Origin of the sequence: Kribbella sp. NPDC051936 (assembly GCF_040680955.1) — a bacterium.
GTDB lineage: Bacteria > Actinomycetota > Actinomycetes > Propionibacteriales > Kribbellaceae > Kribbella.
The window spans coordinates 588,483-604,393 of record NZ_JBFAXS010000001.1 but is presented as its reverse complement, the minus strand read 5'-3'; the positions used below and the strand labels follow the sequence as shown (position 1 = coordinate 604,393).

Below are 15,911 nucleotides of genomic sequence, written 5' to 3'. Positions count from 1 at the left end.
GCTCAGTCACATTCTCGGGCACGCTGACCCCGTACCAAGATCATCTACGTCGACGTGGCTGAGGAGCTGGAACTTGAGGACGTCGACAAGCTCGAGGTCCTGTTCGCGGAGCGCAGAGAGTGACGTGGGGGTTAACTGCCGCCCTCTTCGCCATCACCTCCGAACACACAAAAGCCCAGGTCAGGGAGTGTCTGCCTGGGCCTTCGGTTTGCGCGCTCGGAGGGATTCGAACCCCCAACCTTCTGATCCGTAGTCAGATGCTCTATCCGTTGAGCTACGAGCGCTGGACAACGTCGAGTAACGATACATGGCGGGGGCGGGTGGATGCCAATCGGCTCTCGCAACGAGGTCGTGACGGTGGTGGGGTGCGGCGTGGCGGGGGGTGGGGAGGTGGCGGCTCTACGATCCGCGGATGGGTATTGAGGACTTGCTCGGTGGGCGGGATCTGGGGGACGTGAAGAAGGCCGTCGGGTTCGTGATGGAGAACTCGGACGACTTCCAGAAGGTGCTTGATCTGGTGCGCGGGCTACCGGACGACGCGGTCGGGTTTCTCGGGAAGCTGCCGGAGCTGCTGAAGACGATCGGGGCGGGGCTGGCGGAGGCCGGGGAGCAGGCGGCGAAGGCGGCCGGGGCGCTCGTCGGCGAGGACGGAGAGGGCGGCGCGCGAAAGGCGCTGAGCGGGAGTGCGACCACGATGAGCGCGGCCAAGGATCGGCTGCATGACGCGGCCGGGATGCTCGCGGGACTCGCGGGTGAGCTGGACAAGATCCCCGGGATCGGCGACGCGGCGGCGAAGAAGCTCAACGACGGCAGCGGCCAGATCGGCGGCGTCGCGACCGAGATCGAGAGCCTGGCCGGCAACCTGCAGGACCTGTCCGGCATCCTCGCGACGGTCGGCGAGGCCCTGAACGGCCTCGGTACGAAGCTCACCGAGTCCGGCGGGTCGGTCAAAACACTGCTCGCCTGAGGTCTGGGAACACCCGTCGGTGTCTGACGACAAGCAATAGCCTGTTCCCAGACACCGTCGCGTGTCTCGTGACGGAACCGCGACACGGCTTGTCCGAGGTCGGAGGACCTTTGCGTGACTAAGGTCGCGGGCATGGGTAGTCGACTGGTGCGGGGGACCGCGATCGGGTGTGGGGTGGCCGCGCTGGTGGGCGGCGGCGTCGGGTTCGCGGTCGGCGAGCCGGTGACGCCGGAGGACATCGTCCCGGCGCGGGTGCTGCCGGCCGATCTGTGCGCACGGATCGGCGACGTGGCGAACCTGTTGCCGAAGGCATCGGACGGGCCGGTGACGATGACCCAGGGCGGGACCACGACCGTCACCTGCACGGCGGGCAGCTCCCGCGCGAAGGTCCGGGCGTACACGTCGGCGAGCGTGCAGGTCACGATCACGGCGTACGGCGGGAAGGACGCCGGCGCGGGGAACGCGCCGTTCACGCCGGACCAGGTGGCGAGCCGGACGTTCACCCGGTCGCCGCTGAAGGCGTACGACGAGAACCGCCCGTACCCGACGAAGGTGAGCCGGACCGCGAGCGGACTGGCCGGTGAGACCTGGACCGTACACACGATGGTGCAGCGCGCCGACGTCGTCGTCCTGGTGGACTACACAGCCAACCCGATCGACGCGGACCCCGCGCAGAAGGCGGCGCTGGCGCTGGCGGACCGAGCGATCTGGGAGAGCAAGTGAGCAACAGCGCGCCGGAGATCCCGGGCTATCAGTTCGACCAGCGGATCCTGCTGCACCCGCTGGCGGAGTTGTGGCACGGCCGGACGTTCACCGGGATGAACGTCGTCGCGCTAGTCCTCAGCGACGAAGGCGCCCGGAACCCGACGGTCGTCGACCGGCTGACCCGGGCGAGCCGCGACGCCGCGCTGGTGCCCGGTCGGCAGGAGACTCCGCTGTGGGCGGCGAACTTCAGCGCCGGCCGCCCGTACGCGATCACGCAGCTCGTCCACGGCCAGACCGGCGCCGAGCGCCTGGTCGACCCGCTCGACGGGGTGCTCGGCAACGACGACGAGTCGCTGCAGGCGGTCCGCAACCAGCTCGCCGGGTACGGCGCGACGCCGCCGACGCTACTGCCCGGCGACACCAGCTCCCCGCGGGGCGACATCCCGTCGTACGTCGACCGCCCCGAGCAGGCGACGCCGCAGGACGAGCAGCGCGAGCAGCCGCAGTCGAAGATCGAGATCGCCCGGCAGTACCGGCGCAAGATCGGCGCCTGGATCTACGCCGTCGTCGCGGTCGCGGTGCTGATCGTGTTCAGCATCGCGTACTCGATCGGCACCGCGATCGGCGGCGCCGTGAAGGACGAGCCGGGCGAGGCGGCCCCGGCGGCCGCGGTCAGCCCGGAGCCGATCCCGTCCACCGTCCTGATCCCGCCGATCAACCGCGTCACGACCGCGCCGTACAAACGCCCCGACGGATCGGCCGGGATCTTCGGCGCGACCTACGCGGCCGGCGCCGACGTCCAGGTGGTCGTGAACGCCGAGCTGCCGTTCGCGCTCGGCTGGCCGCGGCCGCCGGAGGTGGCCTTCCTGGGCGAGTCGTCGCAGCTGATCCTGCGGCGGATCGTGACCAAGAACGACTACGAGCCGGGCGGCCTGAAGAACGCGATGAAGGCGCAGTTCGCGCTGCACCCGTGCGCGAGCCTGGCCGGGTGCGCGGCGGACCGGCCGGCCTTCGACCAGCAGTGGACGAAGATCTACAAGACCACGGCGCCGGCGGTCGCGAAGGACTCACGGACCTGGCTGACGGTGTCGGCGAAGGCGCCGTACACGATCACGATGACGCGCGCGTTCCAGAGCGGCGGGCAGTGGTGGCTGGTCGGCGCGATGGTCGTCGGCCAGACCGCCGAGGCGCCGGACATCCAGAGGGTCGTCAACGACATCTGGCGGCAGACCAGCTGATCCGCCGCAAAATCTCCTGAACGGCCCGCGCGAAACAGCGCGGGCCGTTCTCTTTTTCACAAGGTTCAGCGGAAAGCGATTGTCGCGAAAACTTTGTGACCGGGTTCACGTTCTAGGGGTTCTCAGCACTTGCGCCGATCCCGTACGGTAGTACCACTTGCGCACTGGTATACGTCCACTGGACGCACTGGTCTGCGAGAGATCACACCGCCAGCCAGCTGGATCGAACCGCCGGAGACCCCGGCGGCCGGAGCCGTACCTCCTCAGCGTCGAGGGGGCCGCGCGGTTTGCCGGGCCCGACAGCCGAGAGGGAATGAGCCGCCGATGACGACCACCGCCAGCCCGACCCATACCGAGACCGCCGCCCCAGCAGCCGCACCGGACCTCCCGGCCGCACCAGCCACGACGTACGACCTGACCGACGCACCGACCCGGCACGCCGACCTGCTGGCCTGGGTCGCCGAGGTCGCCGAGCTCACCCAGCCGGACCGCATCCACTGGGTCGACGGCTCGGACGCGGAGTACGCGAAGCTCACCGACGAACTGATCGCCGCCGGCACCATGGTCCGGCTGAACGACGAGAAGAAGCCGAACTCGTTCTGGGTCCGCACCGACCCGTCGGACGTCGCCCGGGTCGAGCAGCGGACGTTCATCTGCTCGGTCGAGGAGAAGGACGCGGGTCCGACCAACAACTGGATGGACCCGGCGCAGATGAAGGCGCTGATGACCGGGCTGTACCGCGGCAGCATGCGCGGCCGGACGATGTACGTCGTCCCGTTCTGCATGGGCCCGCTGACCGCCGAGAAGCCGATGTTCGGCGTCGAGATCACCGACTCGGCGTACGTCGTCGCCTCGATGCGGATCATGTGCCGCACCGGCGCCGAGGTGCTCGCGAAGCTCGGCACCGACGCGTCGTACGTCCCCTGCCTGCACTCGGTCGGCGCCCCGCTGCAGCCCGGCGAGGACGACGTGCCGTGGCCGTGCAACGACGAGAAGTACATCGTCCAGTTCCCCGAGGAGCGGGCGATCTGGTCGTACGGGTCCGGGTACGGCGGCAACTCGCTGCTCGGCAAGAAGTGCTACTCGCTGCGAATCGCGTCGGCGATGGCCCGCGACGAGGGCTGGCTCGCCGAGCACATGCTGATCCTGAAGCTGATCTCGCCGGAGAAGAAGGTGCACTACGTCGCGGCCGCGTTCCCGAGCGCCTGCGGCAAGACCAACCTGGCGATGCTCGACCCGACCCTCGAGGGCTGGGAGGTCGAGACGCTCGGCGACGACATCGCCTGGATGCGGTTCGGCAAGGACGGCCGGCTGTACGCCGTGAACCCGGAGTTCGGCCTGTTCGGCGTCGCCCCCGGCACCGGCTGGAAGACCAACCCGAACGCGATGCGCACCATCGAGAAGGGCAACTCGGTCTTCACCAACGTCGCGCTCACCGACGACGGCGACGTCTGGTGGGAGGGCTACTCGCCCACCCCGCCGGACCACCTGACCGACTGGAAGGGCCGCGAGTGGACGCCGGCCTCGGGCGAGCTGTCCAGCCACCCGAACAGCCGGTTCTGCACGCCGATCAAGCAGTGCCCGATCATCGCCGACGAGTACGACGACCCGAACGGCGTACCGATCTCCGCGATCATCTTCGGCGGCCGCCGGGCCACGACGGTGCCGCTGGTGACCGAGTCGCGCGACTGGGCGCACGGTGTCTTCATGGGCGCCACGCTGTCGTCGGAGACCACCGCGGCGGCGGTCGGCCAGGTCGGCGTCGTCCGGCGCGACCCGATGGCGATGCTGCCGTTCCTCGGCTACGACGCGGGGCAGTACTTCGACCACTGGCTGACCGTGGGCAAGCAGCACGACGCGGCGCAGCTGCCGAAGATCTTCTACGTGAACTGGTTCCGCAAGGACGAGGCGGGCAAGTTCGTCTGGCCGGGCTTCGGTGAGAACAGCCGCGTGCTGAAGTGGGTCATCGAGCGGATCGAGGGTCAGGCCGACGCGGTCGAGACGCCGATCGGCCGGGTGCCGGCGCCGGGCGCGCTCGACGTCAGCGGGCTGGACCTGACCGACCACGACCTGCAGATCGCGCTGGACGTCGACGCCGAGGAGTGGAAGGCCGAGCTCCCGCTGATCGAGGAGTGGTTCGCGAAGCTCGGCGACACGGTGCCGACGTCGCTGAAGGTCGAGCTCGACCACCTGAAGGCCCGGCTGGGCTGACAGCGCGGCCCCAGAGCACCGGCCGCCGAGTCGGAAGCCGGCGGCCGGCCCAGGTCCTGTCCGGCGATGGATTACCGGACAGGACGTAACACGGTGCGGCGCCCCGGATCATCCTCCGGGGCGCCGCGCCGTGCTTTCCGCGAGCACCCGGCGGACCTCCTCGTCGCCGACCGGCGAGAAGTCCCGGTACGCCTGACCGACCGCGGTGAAGTACTGCGGGATCCACGCGCACACCACCTGGTCCGCGACCTGGGACAGCCGCCGGCAGCTGTCGATCCCGCCGACGGGTACGGCGACAACCACCCGCGCCGGACCCTGGCGGCGTACGGCTTCCACGGCCGCGCGCATCGTCGCGCCGGTCGCCAGGCCGTCGTCGACCAGGATCACCACGCGGTCCCGGACGTCGATCGGCGCGCGGTCGCCGCGGTAGGCGTGCTCGCGGCGGCGCAGCTCCAGGACCTCCTGCTGCCGGACCGCCTCCAGCGTCTCCGGGGCGACCTCCGCCGCGATCGGATCGTTGCGGACCACGTGCAGCTCCTCGCCGACGCCGGCGATCGCGCCCATCGCCAGCTCCGGCTGCCCCGGCAGGCCGAGCTTGCGCACGATCAGGACGTCGAGCTCCGCGTCCAGGGCGTCCGCGACCGGGGCCGCGACGGGTACGCCGCCGCGCGCCAGCCCGAGGACCAGAACGGAGCCGCCGACCGATCCGAGCTCTTCGGCCAGCGTGCGGCCCGCGGCCGCCCGATCCGGGTACGGCCTCCTCATAGCGCCCATGATCCACGTACGTTGACCGCATGCGAATCCCTGAGAGTGCGCGAGCCGTGCTCGAATCCGATGCCCTCGGCCACCTGGTGACCCTGAACCCCGACGGCAGCCCGCAGGTTTCGGTGGTCTGGGTCGGCCTCGACGGCGACGAGATCATCGCCGCGCACGTGCCGAACAACCGCAAGGTGAGGAACATCCGCCGGGACGGCCGGGTCGCGTTGTCGATCGAGACCGACCGGGTCAACGAGATGGGCCTGGCGGAGTACCTGATCGTCACCGGCACCGCCCGGATCACCGAGGGCGGCGCGGTCGGCGTACTGCGGGAGCTCGCGAAGACCTACCTCGGTCCGGACGCGGAGTTCCTGCCGGGTGACGACCTGCCGGCCGGGTACATCACGCACATCAGTGTCGAGAAGATCGGCGGTGTCGGACCGTGGACCTGAAGATCGGTGTGATGCTTCCGCTGGGCGCCGGGGACGGGCCGGGCGGCGGGATGCCGGGCTGGAAGGACGTGCGGGCCGTCGCGGAGGCGGCCGATCAGGGCGGCCTGGACTCGGTCTGGCTGGCCGACCACTTCCTCTACCGGGACCCGGACGGGCAGGTCTTCGGGATGCACGACAGCTGGACCCTGCTGAGCGCGGTCGCCGCGGTCACCGAGCGGGTCGAGCTCGGGAACATGGTGCTCTGCGCATCGTTCCGCGATCCCGGCCTGACCGCGAAGATGGCCGTGACGCTGGACGAGGTCTCCGGCGGCCGGCTGACGCTCGGTGTCGGCGCCGGCTGGCACGACCCGGAGTACGAGGCCTTCGGGCTGCCGACCGACCATCGCGTCGGACGGTTCGCCGAGTGGCTGGAGATTGTCGCGCGGCTGATCCGCGGCGAGACGGTCACGTACGACGGCACGTACTACTCCGTCCGCGACGCCGACCTCGACCCGGCGCCGCCGCACCGGATCCCGATCCTGGTCGCCGGCCACCGGCCGCGCATGATGCGGCTGACCGCCCAGTGGGCCGACGCCTGGAACACCGCCTGGTACGGCGCCCCCGACCTGCAGGTGGAAGAGCGCCTCGAGACCCTCCGCCAGGCAGTCGAGACGGCAGGCAAGCCGGCGGGGTCGGTGACCGCGACGGCCGGGATCATCGTGCGCGACCCGGACCAGTCCGTACCGGATCCCAGTCCGAAGGCGATCACCGTCCAGGAGCTGCCCGAGGCGGCCGCGGGGTACCGCAAGCTCGGCGTACAGCACCTGATCGTCTCGCCCGAGCCGATGACGCCGCGGACGGTCGAACTGGTCGCCGAAGCGAAGCAATCGCTGAGCAGCTGACCCCGCTTTTGCTGCCGGGCGGGTCCACCGGATAGTCTTGGCCGTCGTCGTGTCCCCCGCGTGGGGATCGTCGGAGGAGGCGTCGCCTAGTCCGGTCGATGGCGCCCGCCTGCTAAGCGGGTTGAGGGTAATCCCCTCTCGCGGGTTCAAATCCCGCCGCCTCCGCTCTGGGAGCTCCCTGTCTGCAGAAAGCGCAGACGGGGAGCTCCGGTTGTTTTTCCGGGGGTGCAACCCCCGGGGCCCGCCCGGGGGGGTTCGCCCCCCGGACCCCCCGCGCGGCGTGGGTGCCCACGAGCCTTCGGTGGGGCGACTCACCTCCGATTGGCTTGAGGAGGGTGAGTGGGGTGGCGACTGTGAGTGTTCGGGGTGGGACCTTCGGTGTGTCGGCCGGTGGATGTGTACGCTGGCGGGCATCGACGGGGGTCGACAGCATCACGTCAACCAAGTGGGCGGCGTGGGCGTCTGATGTACCGTGGGCCGCTGCGCGCGGCCGACGGAGGGGTCGTCACGTCGTCGATCAGGGAACGGAGCCATGTCGCGAAGCACTCGCGCAGCCGGTCGGAGGGCAGCGCCGCGGGCCAGCCGGTCCCGTGCCCGTTCGCACCGCGCCCGGACGGCGTCGAAGGCGATCGGCCTGACCCTGCTCAGCGCTCTGGTCCCCGGCTCGGGGCTGCTGATGGGCGGCCGGAAGAAGCTCGGCGCCTTCGTCCTCACGATCAGCATCGGCCTGCTGCTGATCGCCGCGTACGTCGGCCTCACGCACCGCGACTCGGTGCTGGCCCTGCTCGTCTCCCCACGCCAGCTGCTGATCGCGACCGGCGCGGTCGTGCTGCTCGGCGCCGGCTGGATCTGGACCGTGGTGGCGTCGCACAAGCTGCTCCGCCCGGTCAGCATGACCTACACCGGCCGGCTGGCCGGCTCGATGTTCGTCGGGCTGCTCTGTTTCGCGATCGCGGTCCCGACGACCGTCGCGGCGCAGACCGTGATGGCCCAGCGCGACCTGGTCGGCAGCGTGTTCCAGTCCGAGGGCAACTCCAAGAGCGCGACCCGGCCGAAGGTGAACAAGAGCGACCCGTGGGCAAAGATCCCGCGGCTGAACCTGCTGCTGCTCGGCGCCGACGACGGCGTCGGCCGGACCGGCGTCCGGACCGACACGGTGATCGTGGCCAGCATCGACACCAAGACCGGTGACACCGCGCTGATCTCGCTCAGCCGGAACTGGATGCGGATGCCGTTCCCGCAGGACTCGCCGCTGCACAAGGCGTACCCGGACGGCTTCTGGGACCCGAACCTGGGCAACGTCGAGCAGCCGGAGTACTACCTCGACGCGATGTACGAGAACGTCCCGAAGGCGCACCCGGGGATCCTCGGCCAGACCGACAACGAGGGCGCGGACGTGGTCAAGCTGGCCGCGAGCGCCGCGCTCGGCCTGGACATCGACTACTACATGCAGGTCAACCTGGCCGGCTTCCGGCAGATCATCGACGCGCTCGGCGGCATCACGGTGAACGTGAACTACCGGGTGCCGATCGGCGGCGACTACGGCGCCGGCCCCGGGTCGAACAGCGAGAAGAAGCCCAGCGGGTACATCGAGCCGGGCCCGGAACAGAAGCTCGACGGCTACCACGCGCTGTGGTTCGCGCGCGGCCGCTACGGCCTCAGCGACCCGTCGCGTCAGGAGCGCCAGCGCTGCACGATCCACGCGCTGGTGAGCAGCGCGAACCCGCAGACCCTGGTGACGTCGTACCAGCAGATCGCGAAGGCCGGGAAGCAGCTGCTGCGCACCGACATCCCGCAGGACATCCTGGCGGCGTTCATCCAGCTCGCGCTGAAGGTGAAGAACGCCAAGGTCACCAACATCGACCTGGACAAGAACAAGAACTTCCCGACCGGCAAGAACCCGGACTACACGGCGATGCAGGAGATCATCCAGAAGGCGATCGCCCCGAAGACGAACCCGGTCGCCTCGACCCCGAGCGCGAAGCCGACCAAGAAGCCGACCAGCAGCACCACCACGAAGCGCCCGACGACGCCGCCGAAGCCGACGGCGACCCCGGGCGAGGCCCAGAACCTCAACGACGCCTGCGCCTACAACCCGAGCCAGACCGGCAACTGACCTCCGGCTCGGGCCTTCTGATCCGGTCACCCCGGGCGGATGAGATCCTGTGGCGATGCGGACGACGTACCGGATGCGGGCGGGGCGGTTCCTCGGGATCCTGGCCGCCGGGCTGATCATTCTCGGGGTGGCCGCGGTGCTCTGGGCGCTGGGGCTGCCGAGCGTCGCGGTGTCGGTGTTCGTCACGCTCGGCGGCCTGATCGCGATCGGCGGCCTGTGGATCCTGGCCCGGCCGCCCAAGGTCGCGCGGCTCCGCGACCGCGACATCGAGGTCCGCGGCCTGCGCACGCCCTGGACCGACATCACCGAGGTCGGCCGGGTCGAGACCACGCACGGCGAGGCGATCGTGCTGCGGACCAAGAACCCCGACCACCCGATCCTGCTGCCGGTCTCGTGGCTGGCCCCCGGGCGGGTCGAGGAACTGGAGACCGCGCTGCGGGACAAGCTGAACGCCGCACACGGGTACACGATCTGGGACGGGACTGCCCCCGAGGACGCCGGCGACGCAGAATGATGCGGTGCTTTCCTTCGACCTGTCGTACGACGAACTCCTGACCTACCAGGGCACGAATCCGCGTCCCGCGGACTTCGACGCGTTCTGGGACAAGGCGCTGCTCTCACTGGACGAGGTCGCGGCCGACGCCGAGTTCGTCGACGCCGCCGACTTCCCGCTGACGACCGCGACGGCGCAGCACCTGTACTTCACCGGGACCGGCGGCTACCGCGTGCACGCGAAGGTGCTGCGTCCCGCCGAGCCGACCGGGCCGGCCGTGCTGCTGTTCCACGGGTACGGCGGTGAGCAGCCGAAGTGGGTCGAGCTACTGCCGTACGCCGCGCGCGGCTTCACGGTCGCGGCGCTCGACGTCCGCGAACAGGTCGGGTTCCGTACGCCGTCGCAGGAAGCCAACGCCTTCTCGCTGCAGCACCACCTGGTGCACGGGCTGGACGCCGGGCCGGACGGGCTGCTGTACAAGCACGTCTTCCTGGACACGCGGCGGCTGGCCGACATCATCGGCGGCCTGCCGGAGGTCGACGCGGCCCGGATCGCGACGACCGGGTGGAGCCAGGGCGGCGGGTTGTCGCTGGTGGCGGCCGCGCTGACGCCGACGATCAAGTACACCGCGAGCGTGTACCCGTTCCTGTCCGACTACCAGCGGACGTGGGACCTGAACCTGGAGACCTCGCCGTACGACGAGATCGTCACCTGGTTCCGCAAGCGCGACCCGCGGCACCTCCGGCAGGAGGAGGTCTTCACCACCCTCGGCTACATCGACATCCAGCACCTCGCACCGCGGATCCGGGCCGAGGTCACGCTGTTCACCGGGCTCGAGGACCAGATCTGCCCGCCGTCCACGCAATTCGCGGCGTACAACAAGATCACCTCGCCGAAGGAGGTCCGCAGCTACCCCGACTTCGGGCACGACGACCTCCCGGGCGCGCACGACGAAATCTTCCAGCTGATCGGCGCCAAGCTCTGAATGTACCCTTGTGGTTACGTAACTACTTGGGTACATTAGCGCCATGGACGTGGTGTTGCAGGCGTTGGCGGATCAGAGCCGGCGCACGGTGCTGGAGATCCTGCGGGATCATCCGGCGACGGCCGGTGAGCTGGCCGACGCGCTGCCGATCGCCCGCCCCGGCGTGTCCCGACACTTGCGGGTGCTGCGGGAGGCGGGGCTGGTCGACGTACGGCAGGAGGCACAGCGGCGGATCTACAGCTTGCGGCCGGAGGCGCTCGTCGAGGTGGACGAGTGGCTCGAGGGCTACCGCGCACTGTGGCGGAACCGGCTCGACGCCCTGCACACCGAGATCGCTCGAGGAAAGAAGGCGTCGCAGTGAGGATCACCGGGACGATGCGAGCTCTGGACGAAACCCGCGGCGCGGTGCGCGTCGAGGACGTCTACGACACCGACATCGAGGACTTGTGGGCGGCGTGCACGACGCCGGAGCGACTGGCGCGCTGGATCGCCAAGGTGTCGGGCGGCTTGCACGAGGGCGAGACGATCCACGCCGTCTTCACGAGCACGTGGAGCGGCGCGGTGCGGATCGACAGCTGCGAGGCTCCGCACCATTTGCTGCTCACCACCGAGCCCGGCACCGACGACGAGGGCCAACTCGAGGCCTGGCTCGCTCCGGTCGGGTCACAGACCAAGCTGGTGGTGGAGGAGCGCGGCCTGCCGATCGGCTCGATGCACTTCCACGGCGCCGGTTGGCAGATCCACCTGGAAGACCTCGGCCGTGCGCTCGCGCTCGACGGTCCGGCCCACGCCGACGGCTGGTCGGAGGAAAAGCCGGCGCCGGAGTGGCATGCCCGCTGGACCGAGCTCACCCCGGCGTACCGAGGTAGTGATGTCTGACACGATCCGGCTGGAAGGCACCACGCTGAACGCGCCCGACGCGCTCGCCCTCGCCCGGTTCTACGCCGAGATCACCGGCGGAACCGCCAGCGGTACGACGCATTGGGCCGCTGTCACGGGCCCGAACGGTTCCCTCGGCTTCCAACAGGTCGACGACTTCGAGCCACCACAATGGCCCGGCAGCGACATGCGAATGCACCTCGACTTCTACGTCGACGACCTCGCCGCGACCGGCGCCCGAGTCCTTGCCGCGGGCGCCAAACTCCACGACCACCAGCCGAACTCCGACCACTGCTACGTCTACACCGACCCGGCCGGCCACCCGTTCTGCCTGTCCACGTGGGACACCGAAGCCGCAACCGCCTCGTCACTTTCTCCAGGTGATTGAGTAGCGGAAGAGGAGATGGCGGCGGAAGGTCGCTCCAGGTAGGAGGTCAGCGGCCAGGGACTGCATTTCCGGGAACGTGACGGGTGGGGGCCAGACCGTCGGGGACGGGTGTTCCCAGTGGCCCTTGACGGCGCGATGTGCCCAACTGGCGGCGACGCCGGCCAATTCGCGCGGGAGATCGCGCGGGAGGTTCGACCGTGCGACGCCGATCACCACCAGAGCGCCGCCGGGACGGAGCAGGTCGCGCAGGCGGAGCAGGGCGGTGCGGGCGTCGACGTGGTGGATGGTGGCGACGGATCCGATCACGTCGTACGCCGCCGACTCGAGCGGATACGCCAGGAAATCTCCGTGGACGTACTCGATGTCGTCGCCGTGGCTACGCGCCAACTCCAAGCTCGGCGTGTGCAGGTCGATGCCGGTCACCTGGGGTACGACGCCGCGCAGCTTCCGGGCCAGCATGCCCTCGCCGCAGCCGACGTCCAGCGCGCGCTCGGCGCCGGGCGGCACGGCCTGGAGGATCTGCGGGTGGTAGTGAATGTTGTGGTTCCACGCCTCCCGCATCCTGCTCACTTCCGGCCGAGTGCCGCGTCGATCGCGGCCGTCAGCACCTGGTCGTCGTCGGCCTGCCAGGTGTGGTCCTGCGGGCACGTCCAGTTGTCCGGCTCCGGCGGGATCACGCACCCGAACAGCCGCACCTTGCCGGCTGCCGCCGCCTCCCGCGCGACCGGGGTCGGCAGCCCGTACAGGATCGGCACTCCTCGTTGCCCGCAGACCGGGCAGGCAGGTGCGTTCGCCATACGCCCAAGGTACGTCACCACCCGTCCACCGACGCCTGATGCCGTCGGCAACGGCGCCGGGCAGCTTCCCGGAGGGAACTGCCCGGCGTCATGAGAAGTAGCTCCGCAGTACCGGCCTGGTGAGGCATGGTCAGTACTGCGCAGCCGCCTAGTTGGCTTCTTTCGTCGCCCAGTAGTGCCATTGCGGGGACGCGACTGGGGAGCGAGCCAGCCCGTCCGGCCAGGTGGCCGGGAGGTCGTGACTCCGCGCCGCGTAGAGAATCACCTCCGATGCGGTCCGGTCCCCGCGGACGGTGACCCGGGCGGCGGTCTCGGCACGCATGTCGGTGAGGTAGTGGATCGCCGGCAGGAACTCGGCGCTCAGCCGTGCGCTGAGCCGGCCGACGGGTTCGTCGTCGAGCCGGACCTCGACCACGATCCGGTGCCGGTCCTGGATGGTGTCCTCCTCCTCGATCGCGTGCATGGTGGCGTACGCCCAGCATTCGCCTTCCGCGCGGAAGAACGGCGCCAGGATGTCGGGATGCACCTCGCTGCCCGGCACCACGATGCCGCTGCCGGCCGGCAGCAGGTGGAAACTGCCTGGCGGGGGCAGGTTCACCGGCACGAGCATGTGCGGCTGCCCGAGGGCGACCGCGACGCTCGCGTGGAACTCGGTGCCCTGGGGTCCGTTGCCGCCGGCGTCCGCTCCCTCCCAGTTCGCCGCCGTCCACTCGCTGACCCACAGGTGGCACGGCACCTGCGGTTGCAGGCCTTGCGCCACCAGTTCTGACAGCACCGGGTGGTACCGGTGCGCGTCGTCCCTCGGCAGATAGCCGACAACCTTGCCCTGCACCCTGACGGCGATCGACCGCGGGTCGAAACGGTTGTGCGGTTCCGGGACGAGGTCCGCCTCGGTGTCCAGATCTGCGCCGCGCGCCGGGATGGGGTCCGGGAACAGGCTACGGATCGCCTGCTCGTGCGGGGCCTCCCGCACGACTTCCTGACCGCACCACAAAGCGTCGCCCCACAGACTGAACGGAATCAGTTCCATGTGCCCTCCAGTCCTCACTGTCCGGCTTCTACCCGGCTCATCTCTTCCAGGGGCCTGGCCGTTACACCCAGTGAGCGTATGAAAACTAAGATGCCCAGTGAAGAGCCGTTTCACGCATGGTGCAAGAGTCTGATACGCAAAGGTATCCGCCGGTCCGGACTGTGGACGCGAATCGTCTTGTGCAGCGAGCGAATCGGCGAAGATCGTGCAAATGCACGGGAAGGAACACCATGCAGGGCAGTAGTTCAGTGGCTCGATCGACAGTATCGACTGTTGACGCCGAAGCGATCGAGGCCGCCATCAAGCGCTTGGACGGCGTCGCCGTCCGTACACCGTTGCAGCGCAATCTCCGCCTCTCCGAGCGCACCGGGGCGCAGGTCTGGCTGAAGCGGGAGGACCTGCAGATCGGGCGTTCCTACAAGCTTCGCGGTGCGTACAACCTGATCGCGCAGCTCGACGACACCGCCAAGGCCGCGGGCGTGGTGTGTGCGAGTGCAGGCAATCATGGTCAGGGGCTGGCGTATTCGTGCCACATCCTCGGCGTGCACGGCAAGGTGTACGTGCCGCGGACGACGCCGCGCCAGAAGCGGGACCGGATCGCGGCGCTCGGCGGCAAGCAGATCCAGGTGATCGTCACCGGCGACACGTACGACGACGCGGCGGCCGCGGCGATCGCGGAGGCGTCGGCGACCGGCGCGACGATGGTGCCGGCGTTCGACGACCCGAGAACCGTTGCGGGACAAGGGACTGTCGCCGTCGAGCTGGTGGAGCAGCTCGGCCACGCCCCCGACGTGCTCGTGGTTCCGGTCGGTGGCGGCGGTCTCGTTGCAGGGGTTGCAACGTGGATCGCCGAGCGGCATCCCGGCGTACGCATCGTCGGCGTGGAGCCGGGTGGTGCGGCGAGCATGGCGGCGGCGCTCGCGGCCGGCAAGCCTGTCACGTTGCCGCACTTGGACAGTTTCGTCGACGGCGCCGCCGTGCGCCGCGTCGGCGACGTGACGCTCCCGCTGGTGCGAGACGCCGGCGTGGAGCTGATGTCGGTGCCCGAGGGGCTCGTGTGCTCGGAGATGCTCGCGCTCTACCAGACCGACGGACTGATCGCCGAGCCCGCGGGCGCTTTGTCGACAAGTGCCCTGGGCAACGGTCTCGACGTCCGTCCGGGCGAGACCGTGGTGTGTCTGCTGTCCGGCGGGAACAACGATGTCAGCCGGTACGGCGAGATCCTCGAGCGATCACTCGTGTACGAAGGGCTGAAGCACTACTTCCTGGTGACGTTCCCGCAGGAGCCGGGCGCCTTGCGGGCGTTCCTCGACGAGACGCTCGGGCCGGACGACGACATCACCCTGTTCGAGTACGTGAAGCGCAACAACCGCGAGACCGGTGTCGCCCTGGTGGGCATCGAGATCAGCAGCCGGGACGACCTCCCGCTGCTGCTGTCGCGGATGGAGGCCGCCCCGCTCGACATCGAGCGCATCAACCCGAACTCACCGGAGTTCCGGTACCTGATCTGAGCGTCAGTGCTCGGAGTACTTCGGATGCCGCGGATCGTGCGGATGCGTCCCGTCGTCCCAGCTCTCGTCGTGAACCGGCTGCTCGTCCACGGCACCGGCCTTACCGTCGCGGCTCATGGTGCCGTCGGTGTTGTCGTCCGGCCACAAGTTCTGGGCCTGGTCGCGGTGCTCGTCGGCTTCCCTGCGGGCACCGGCGGCCGCGTCGCGCCGCTCGCTCGCTCCGGCGGACAGGCGGCGTGCCTCGGCGGCCTTCTCGTCGGCGATCGCCTGCGCCTTCCGCGCCCTGGCGTCGACCTCGTCGGCCGCGGCCTGCTGCCGCTCGGCGTGCATCGCGCTCGTCCTGGCGTGCTGCTCGTGCTCGTAGGCCTCCTGCCGCTGACGTTCACTGCGGCGCTTCGACATCGCACCCGCGATCAGTGCGATCACGATGACCAGCACGGCGGCTGCGACGACGATCCAGACAACGGTCATTCCGTCCATCGGTCCTCCCTAGGCTCGATGA

At 69.7% G+C, this 15,911-nt stretch carries 18 protein-coding genes and 2 tRNA genes; 14 read left to right on the top strand and 6 right to left on the bottom strand.

The annotated features are described in order from the left end of the window. Positions 1-211: 211 nt before the first annotated feature. A tRNA-Arg gene (locus AB0L64_RS03095) sits at positions 212-284 on the bottom strand. Between the two features lie 128 nt (positions 285-412). Between AB0L64_RS03095 and AB0L64_RS03090 the strand changes: the two genes are divergently transcribed. From AB0L64_RS03090 to AB0L64_RS03075, 4 genes are all read left to right on the top strand, one after another. Beyond that, positions 413-967: a hypothetical protein gene (locus AB0L64_RS03090; protein WP_363707141.1), complete on the top strand. Its 555-nt coding sequence runs from the start codon at positions 413-415 to the stop codon at positions 965-967. 132 nt (positions 968-1,099) lie between these two features. After that, entirely contained in the window at positions 1,100-1,690 is a 591-nt protein-coding gene (locus AB0L64_RS03085; protein ID WP_363707139.1) for a hypothetical protein, read from the top strand. Further along, positions 1,687-2,910 carry a hypothetical protein gene (locus AB0L64_RS03080; RefSeq protein WP_363707137.1) on the top strand — a complete coding sequence of 408 codons (1,224 nt, stop codon included), beginning with the start codon at positions 1,687-1,689 and terminating at the stop codon, positions 2,908-2,910. The genes AB0L64_RS03085 and AB0L64_RS03080 overlap by 4 nt, the downstream gene beginning before the upstream one ends. A 324-nt stretch (positions 2,911-3,234) precedes the next feature. Beyond that, on the top strand, positions 3,235-5,121 hold the full coding sequence (locus AB0L64_RS03075) for a phosphoenolpyruvate carboxykinase (GTP) (RefSeq protein ID WP_363707135.1): 1,887 nt from the start codon (positions 3,235-3,237) through the stop codon (positions 5,119-5,121). A gap of 108 nt (positions 5,122-5,229) precedes the next feature. On the opposite strand, the gene AB0L64_RS03070 is transcribed toward AB0L64_RS03075, so the two are convergent. Continuing rightward, positions 5,230-5,886, bottom strand: a complete 657-nt coding sequence (locus AB0L64_RS03070) for a phosphoribosyltransferase family protein (RefSeq protein ID WP_363707133.1) — start codon at positions 5,884-5,886, stop codon at positions 5,230-5,232. A 29-nt stretch (positions 5,887-5,915) separates the two neighbouring features. On the opposite strand from AB0L64_RS03070, the gene AB0L64_RS03065 reads away from it, so the two are divergent. The 9 genes from AB0L64_RS03065 (at position 5,916) to AB0L64_RS03025 (ending at position 12,071) form a co-directional block, all read left to right on the top strand. Then, positions 5,916-6,329 carry a TIGR03618 family F420-dependent PPOX class oxidoreductase gene (locus AB0L64_RS03065; RefSeq protein WP_363707131.1) on the top strand — a complete coding sequence of 138 codons (414 nt, stop codon included), beginning with the start codon at positions 5,916-5,918 and terminating at the stop codon, positions 6,327-6,329. Continuing rightward, positions 6,320-7,210, top strand: coding sequence for an LLM class flavin-dependent oxidoreductase (locus AB0L64_RS03060; RefSeq protein WP_363707129.1), 891 nt, complete (start codon positions 6,320-6,322; stop codon positions 7,208-7,210). Before AB0L64_RS03065 ends, AB0L64_RS03060 begins: the two co-directional genes overlap by 10 nt. Positions 7,211-7,285: 75 nt before the next feature. After that, a tRNA-Ser gene (locus tag AB0L64_RS03055) sits at positions 7,286-7,375 on the top strand. A gap of 367 nt (positions 7,376-7,742) precedes the next feature. Then, positions 7,743-9,326 carry an LCP family protein gene (locus AB0L64_RS03050; RefSeq protein WP_363707127.1) on the top strand — a complete coding sequence of 528 codons (1,584 nt, stop codon included), beginning with the start codon at positions 7,743-7,745 and terminating at the stop codon, positions 9,324-9,326. 55 nt (positions 9,327-9,381) lie between these two features. Further along, the gene (locus AB0L64_RS03045; RefSeq protein ID WP_363707125.1) at positions 9,382-9,840 is read left to right on the top strand and encodes a hypothetical protein; all 459 of its coding nucleotides are present in this window, start codon (positions 9,382-9,384) and stop codon (positions 9,838-9,840) included. A 4-nt stretch (positions 9,841-9,844) separates the two neighbouring features. After that, positions 9,845-10,804, top strand: coding sequence for an alpha/beta fold hydrolase (locus AB0L64_RS03040; RefSeq protein WP_363707123.1), 960 nt, complete (start codon positions 9,845-9,847; stop codon positions 10,802-10,804). A 43-nt stretch (positions 10,805-10,847) separates the two neighbouring features. Beyond that, a complete protein-coding gene (locus AB0L64_RS03035) occupies positions 10,848-11,165 on the top strand; it encodes a metalloregulator ArsR/SmtB family transcription factor (protein WP_355693194.1) in 318 nt (105 codons plus the stop codon). A 14-nt stretch (positions 11,166-11,179) separates the two neighbouring features. Next, the gene (locus AB0L64_RS03030; RefSeq protein ID WP_363707121.1) at positions 11,180-11,683 is read left to right on the top strand and encodes an SRPBCC domain-containing protein; all 504 of its coding nucleotides are present in this window, start codon (positions 11,180-11,182) and stop codon (positions 11,681-11,683) included. Then, entirely contained in the window at positions 11,676-12,071 is a 396-nt protein-coding gene (locus AB0L64_RS03025) for a VOC family protein (protein ID WP_363707119.1), read from the top strand. The genes AB0L64_RS03030 and AB0L64_RS03025 overlap by 8 nt, the downstream gene beginning before the upstream one ends. Here the strand turns inward: AB0L64_RS03025 and AB0L64_RS03020 are convergent. The 3 genes from AB0L64_RS03020 to AB0L64_RS03010 form a co-directional block, all read right to left on the bottom strand. Further along, positions 12,051-12,632, bottom strand: a complete 582-nt coding sequence (locus tag AB0L64_RS03020; RefSeq protein WP_363707117.1) for a class I SAM-dependent methyltransferase — start codon at positions 12,630-12,632, stop codon at positions 12,051-12,053. The two genes, AB0L64_RS03025 and AB0L64_RS03020, sit on opposite strands and share 21 nt — an antisense overlap. Positions 12,633-12,637: 5 nt before the next feature. Next, positions 12,638-12,868 carry a hypothetical protein gene (locus tag AB0L64_RS03015; RefSeq protein WP_363707115.1) on the bottom strand — a complete coding sequence of 77 codons (231 nt, stop codon included), beginning with the start codon at positions 12,866-12,868 and terminating at the stop codon, positions 12,638-12,640. Positions 12,869-13,016: 148 nt separating this feature from the next. Continuing rightward, positions 13,017-13,898 carry an HIRAN domain-containing protein gene (locus AB0L64_RS03010; RefSeq protein WP_363707113.1) on the bottom strand — a complete coding sequence of 294 codons (882 nt, stop codon included), beginning with the start codon at positions 13,896-13,898 and terminating at the stop codon, positions 13,017-13,019. Positions 13,899-14,128: 230 nt separating this feature from the next. Here AB0L64_RS03010 and ilvA point away from each other — a divergent pair, with 230 nt between their 5' ends. Next, complete coding sequence (ilvA, locus tag AB0L64_RS03005) at positions 14,129-15,409, top strand: threonine ammonia-lyase IlvA (RefSeq protein ID WP_363707111.1); 1,281 nt, start codon at positions 14,129-14,131, stop codon at positions 15,407-15,409. A gap of 3 nt (positions 15,410-15,412) precedes the next feature. Here the strand turns inward: ilvA and AB0L64_RS03000 are convergent, their stop codons facing one another. Then, positions 15,413-15,889 (bottom strand): hypothetical protein, encoded by a 477-nt coding sequence (locus AB0L64_RS03000; protein ID WP_363707109.1) that lies wholly within the window; start codon positions 15,887-15,889, stop codon positions 15,413-15,415. Positions 15,890-15,911 lie beyond the last annotated feature (22 nt).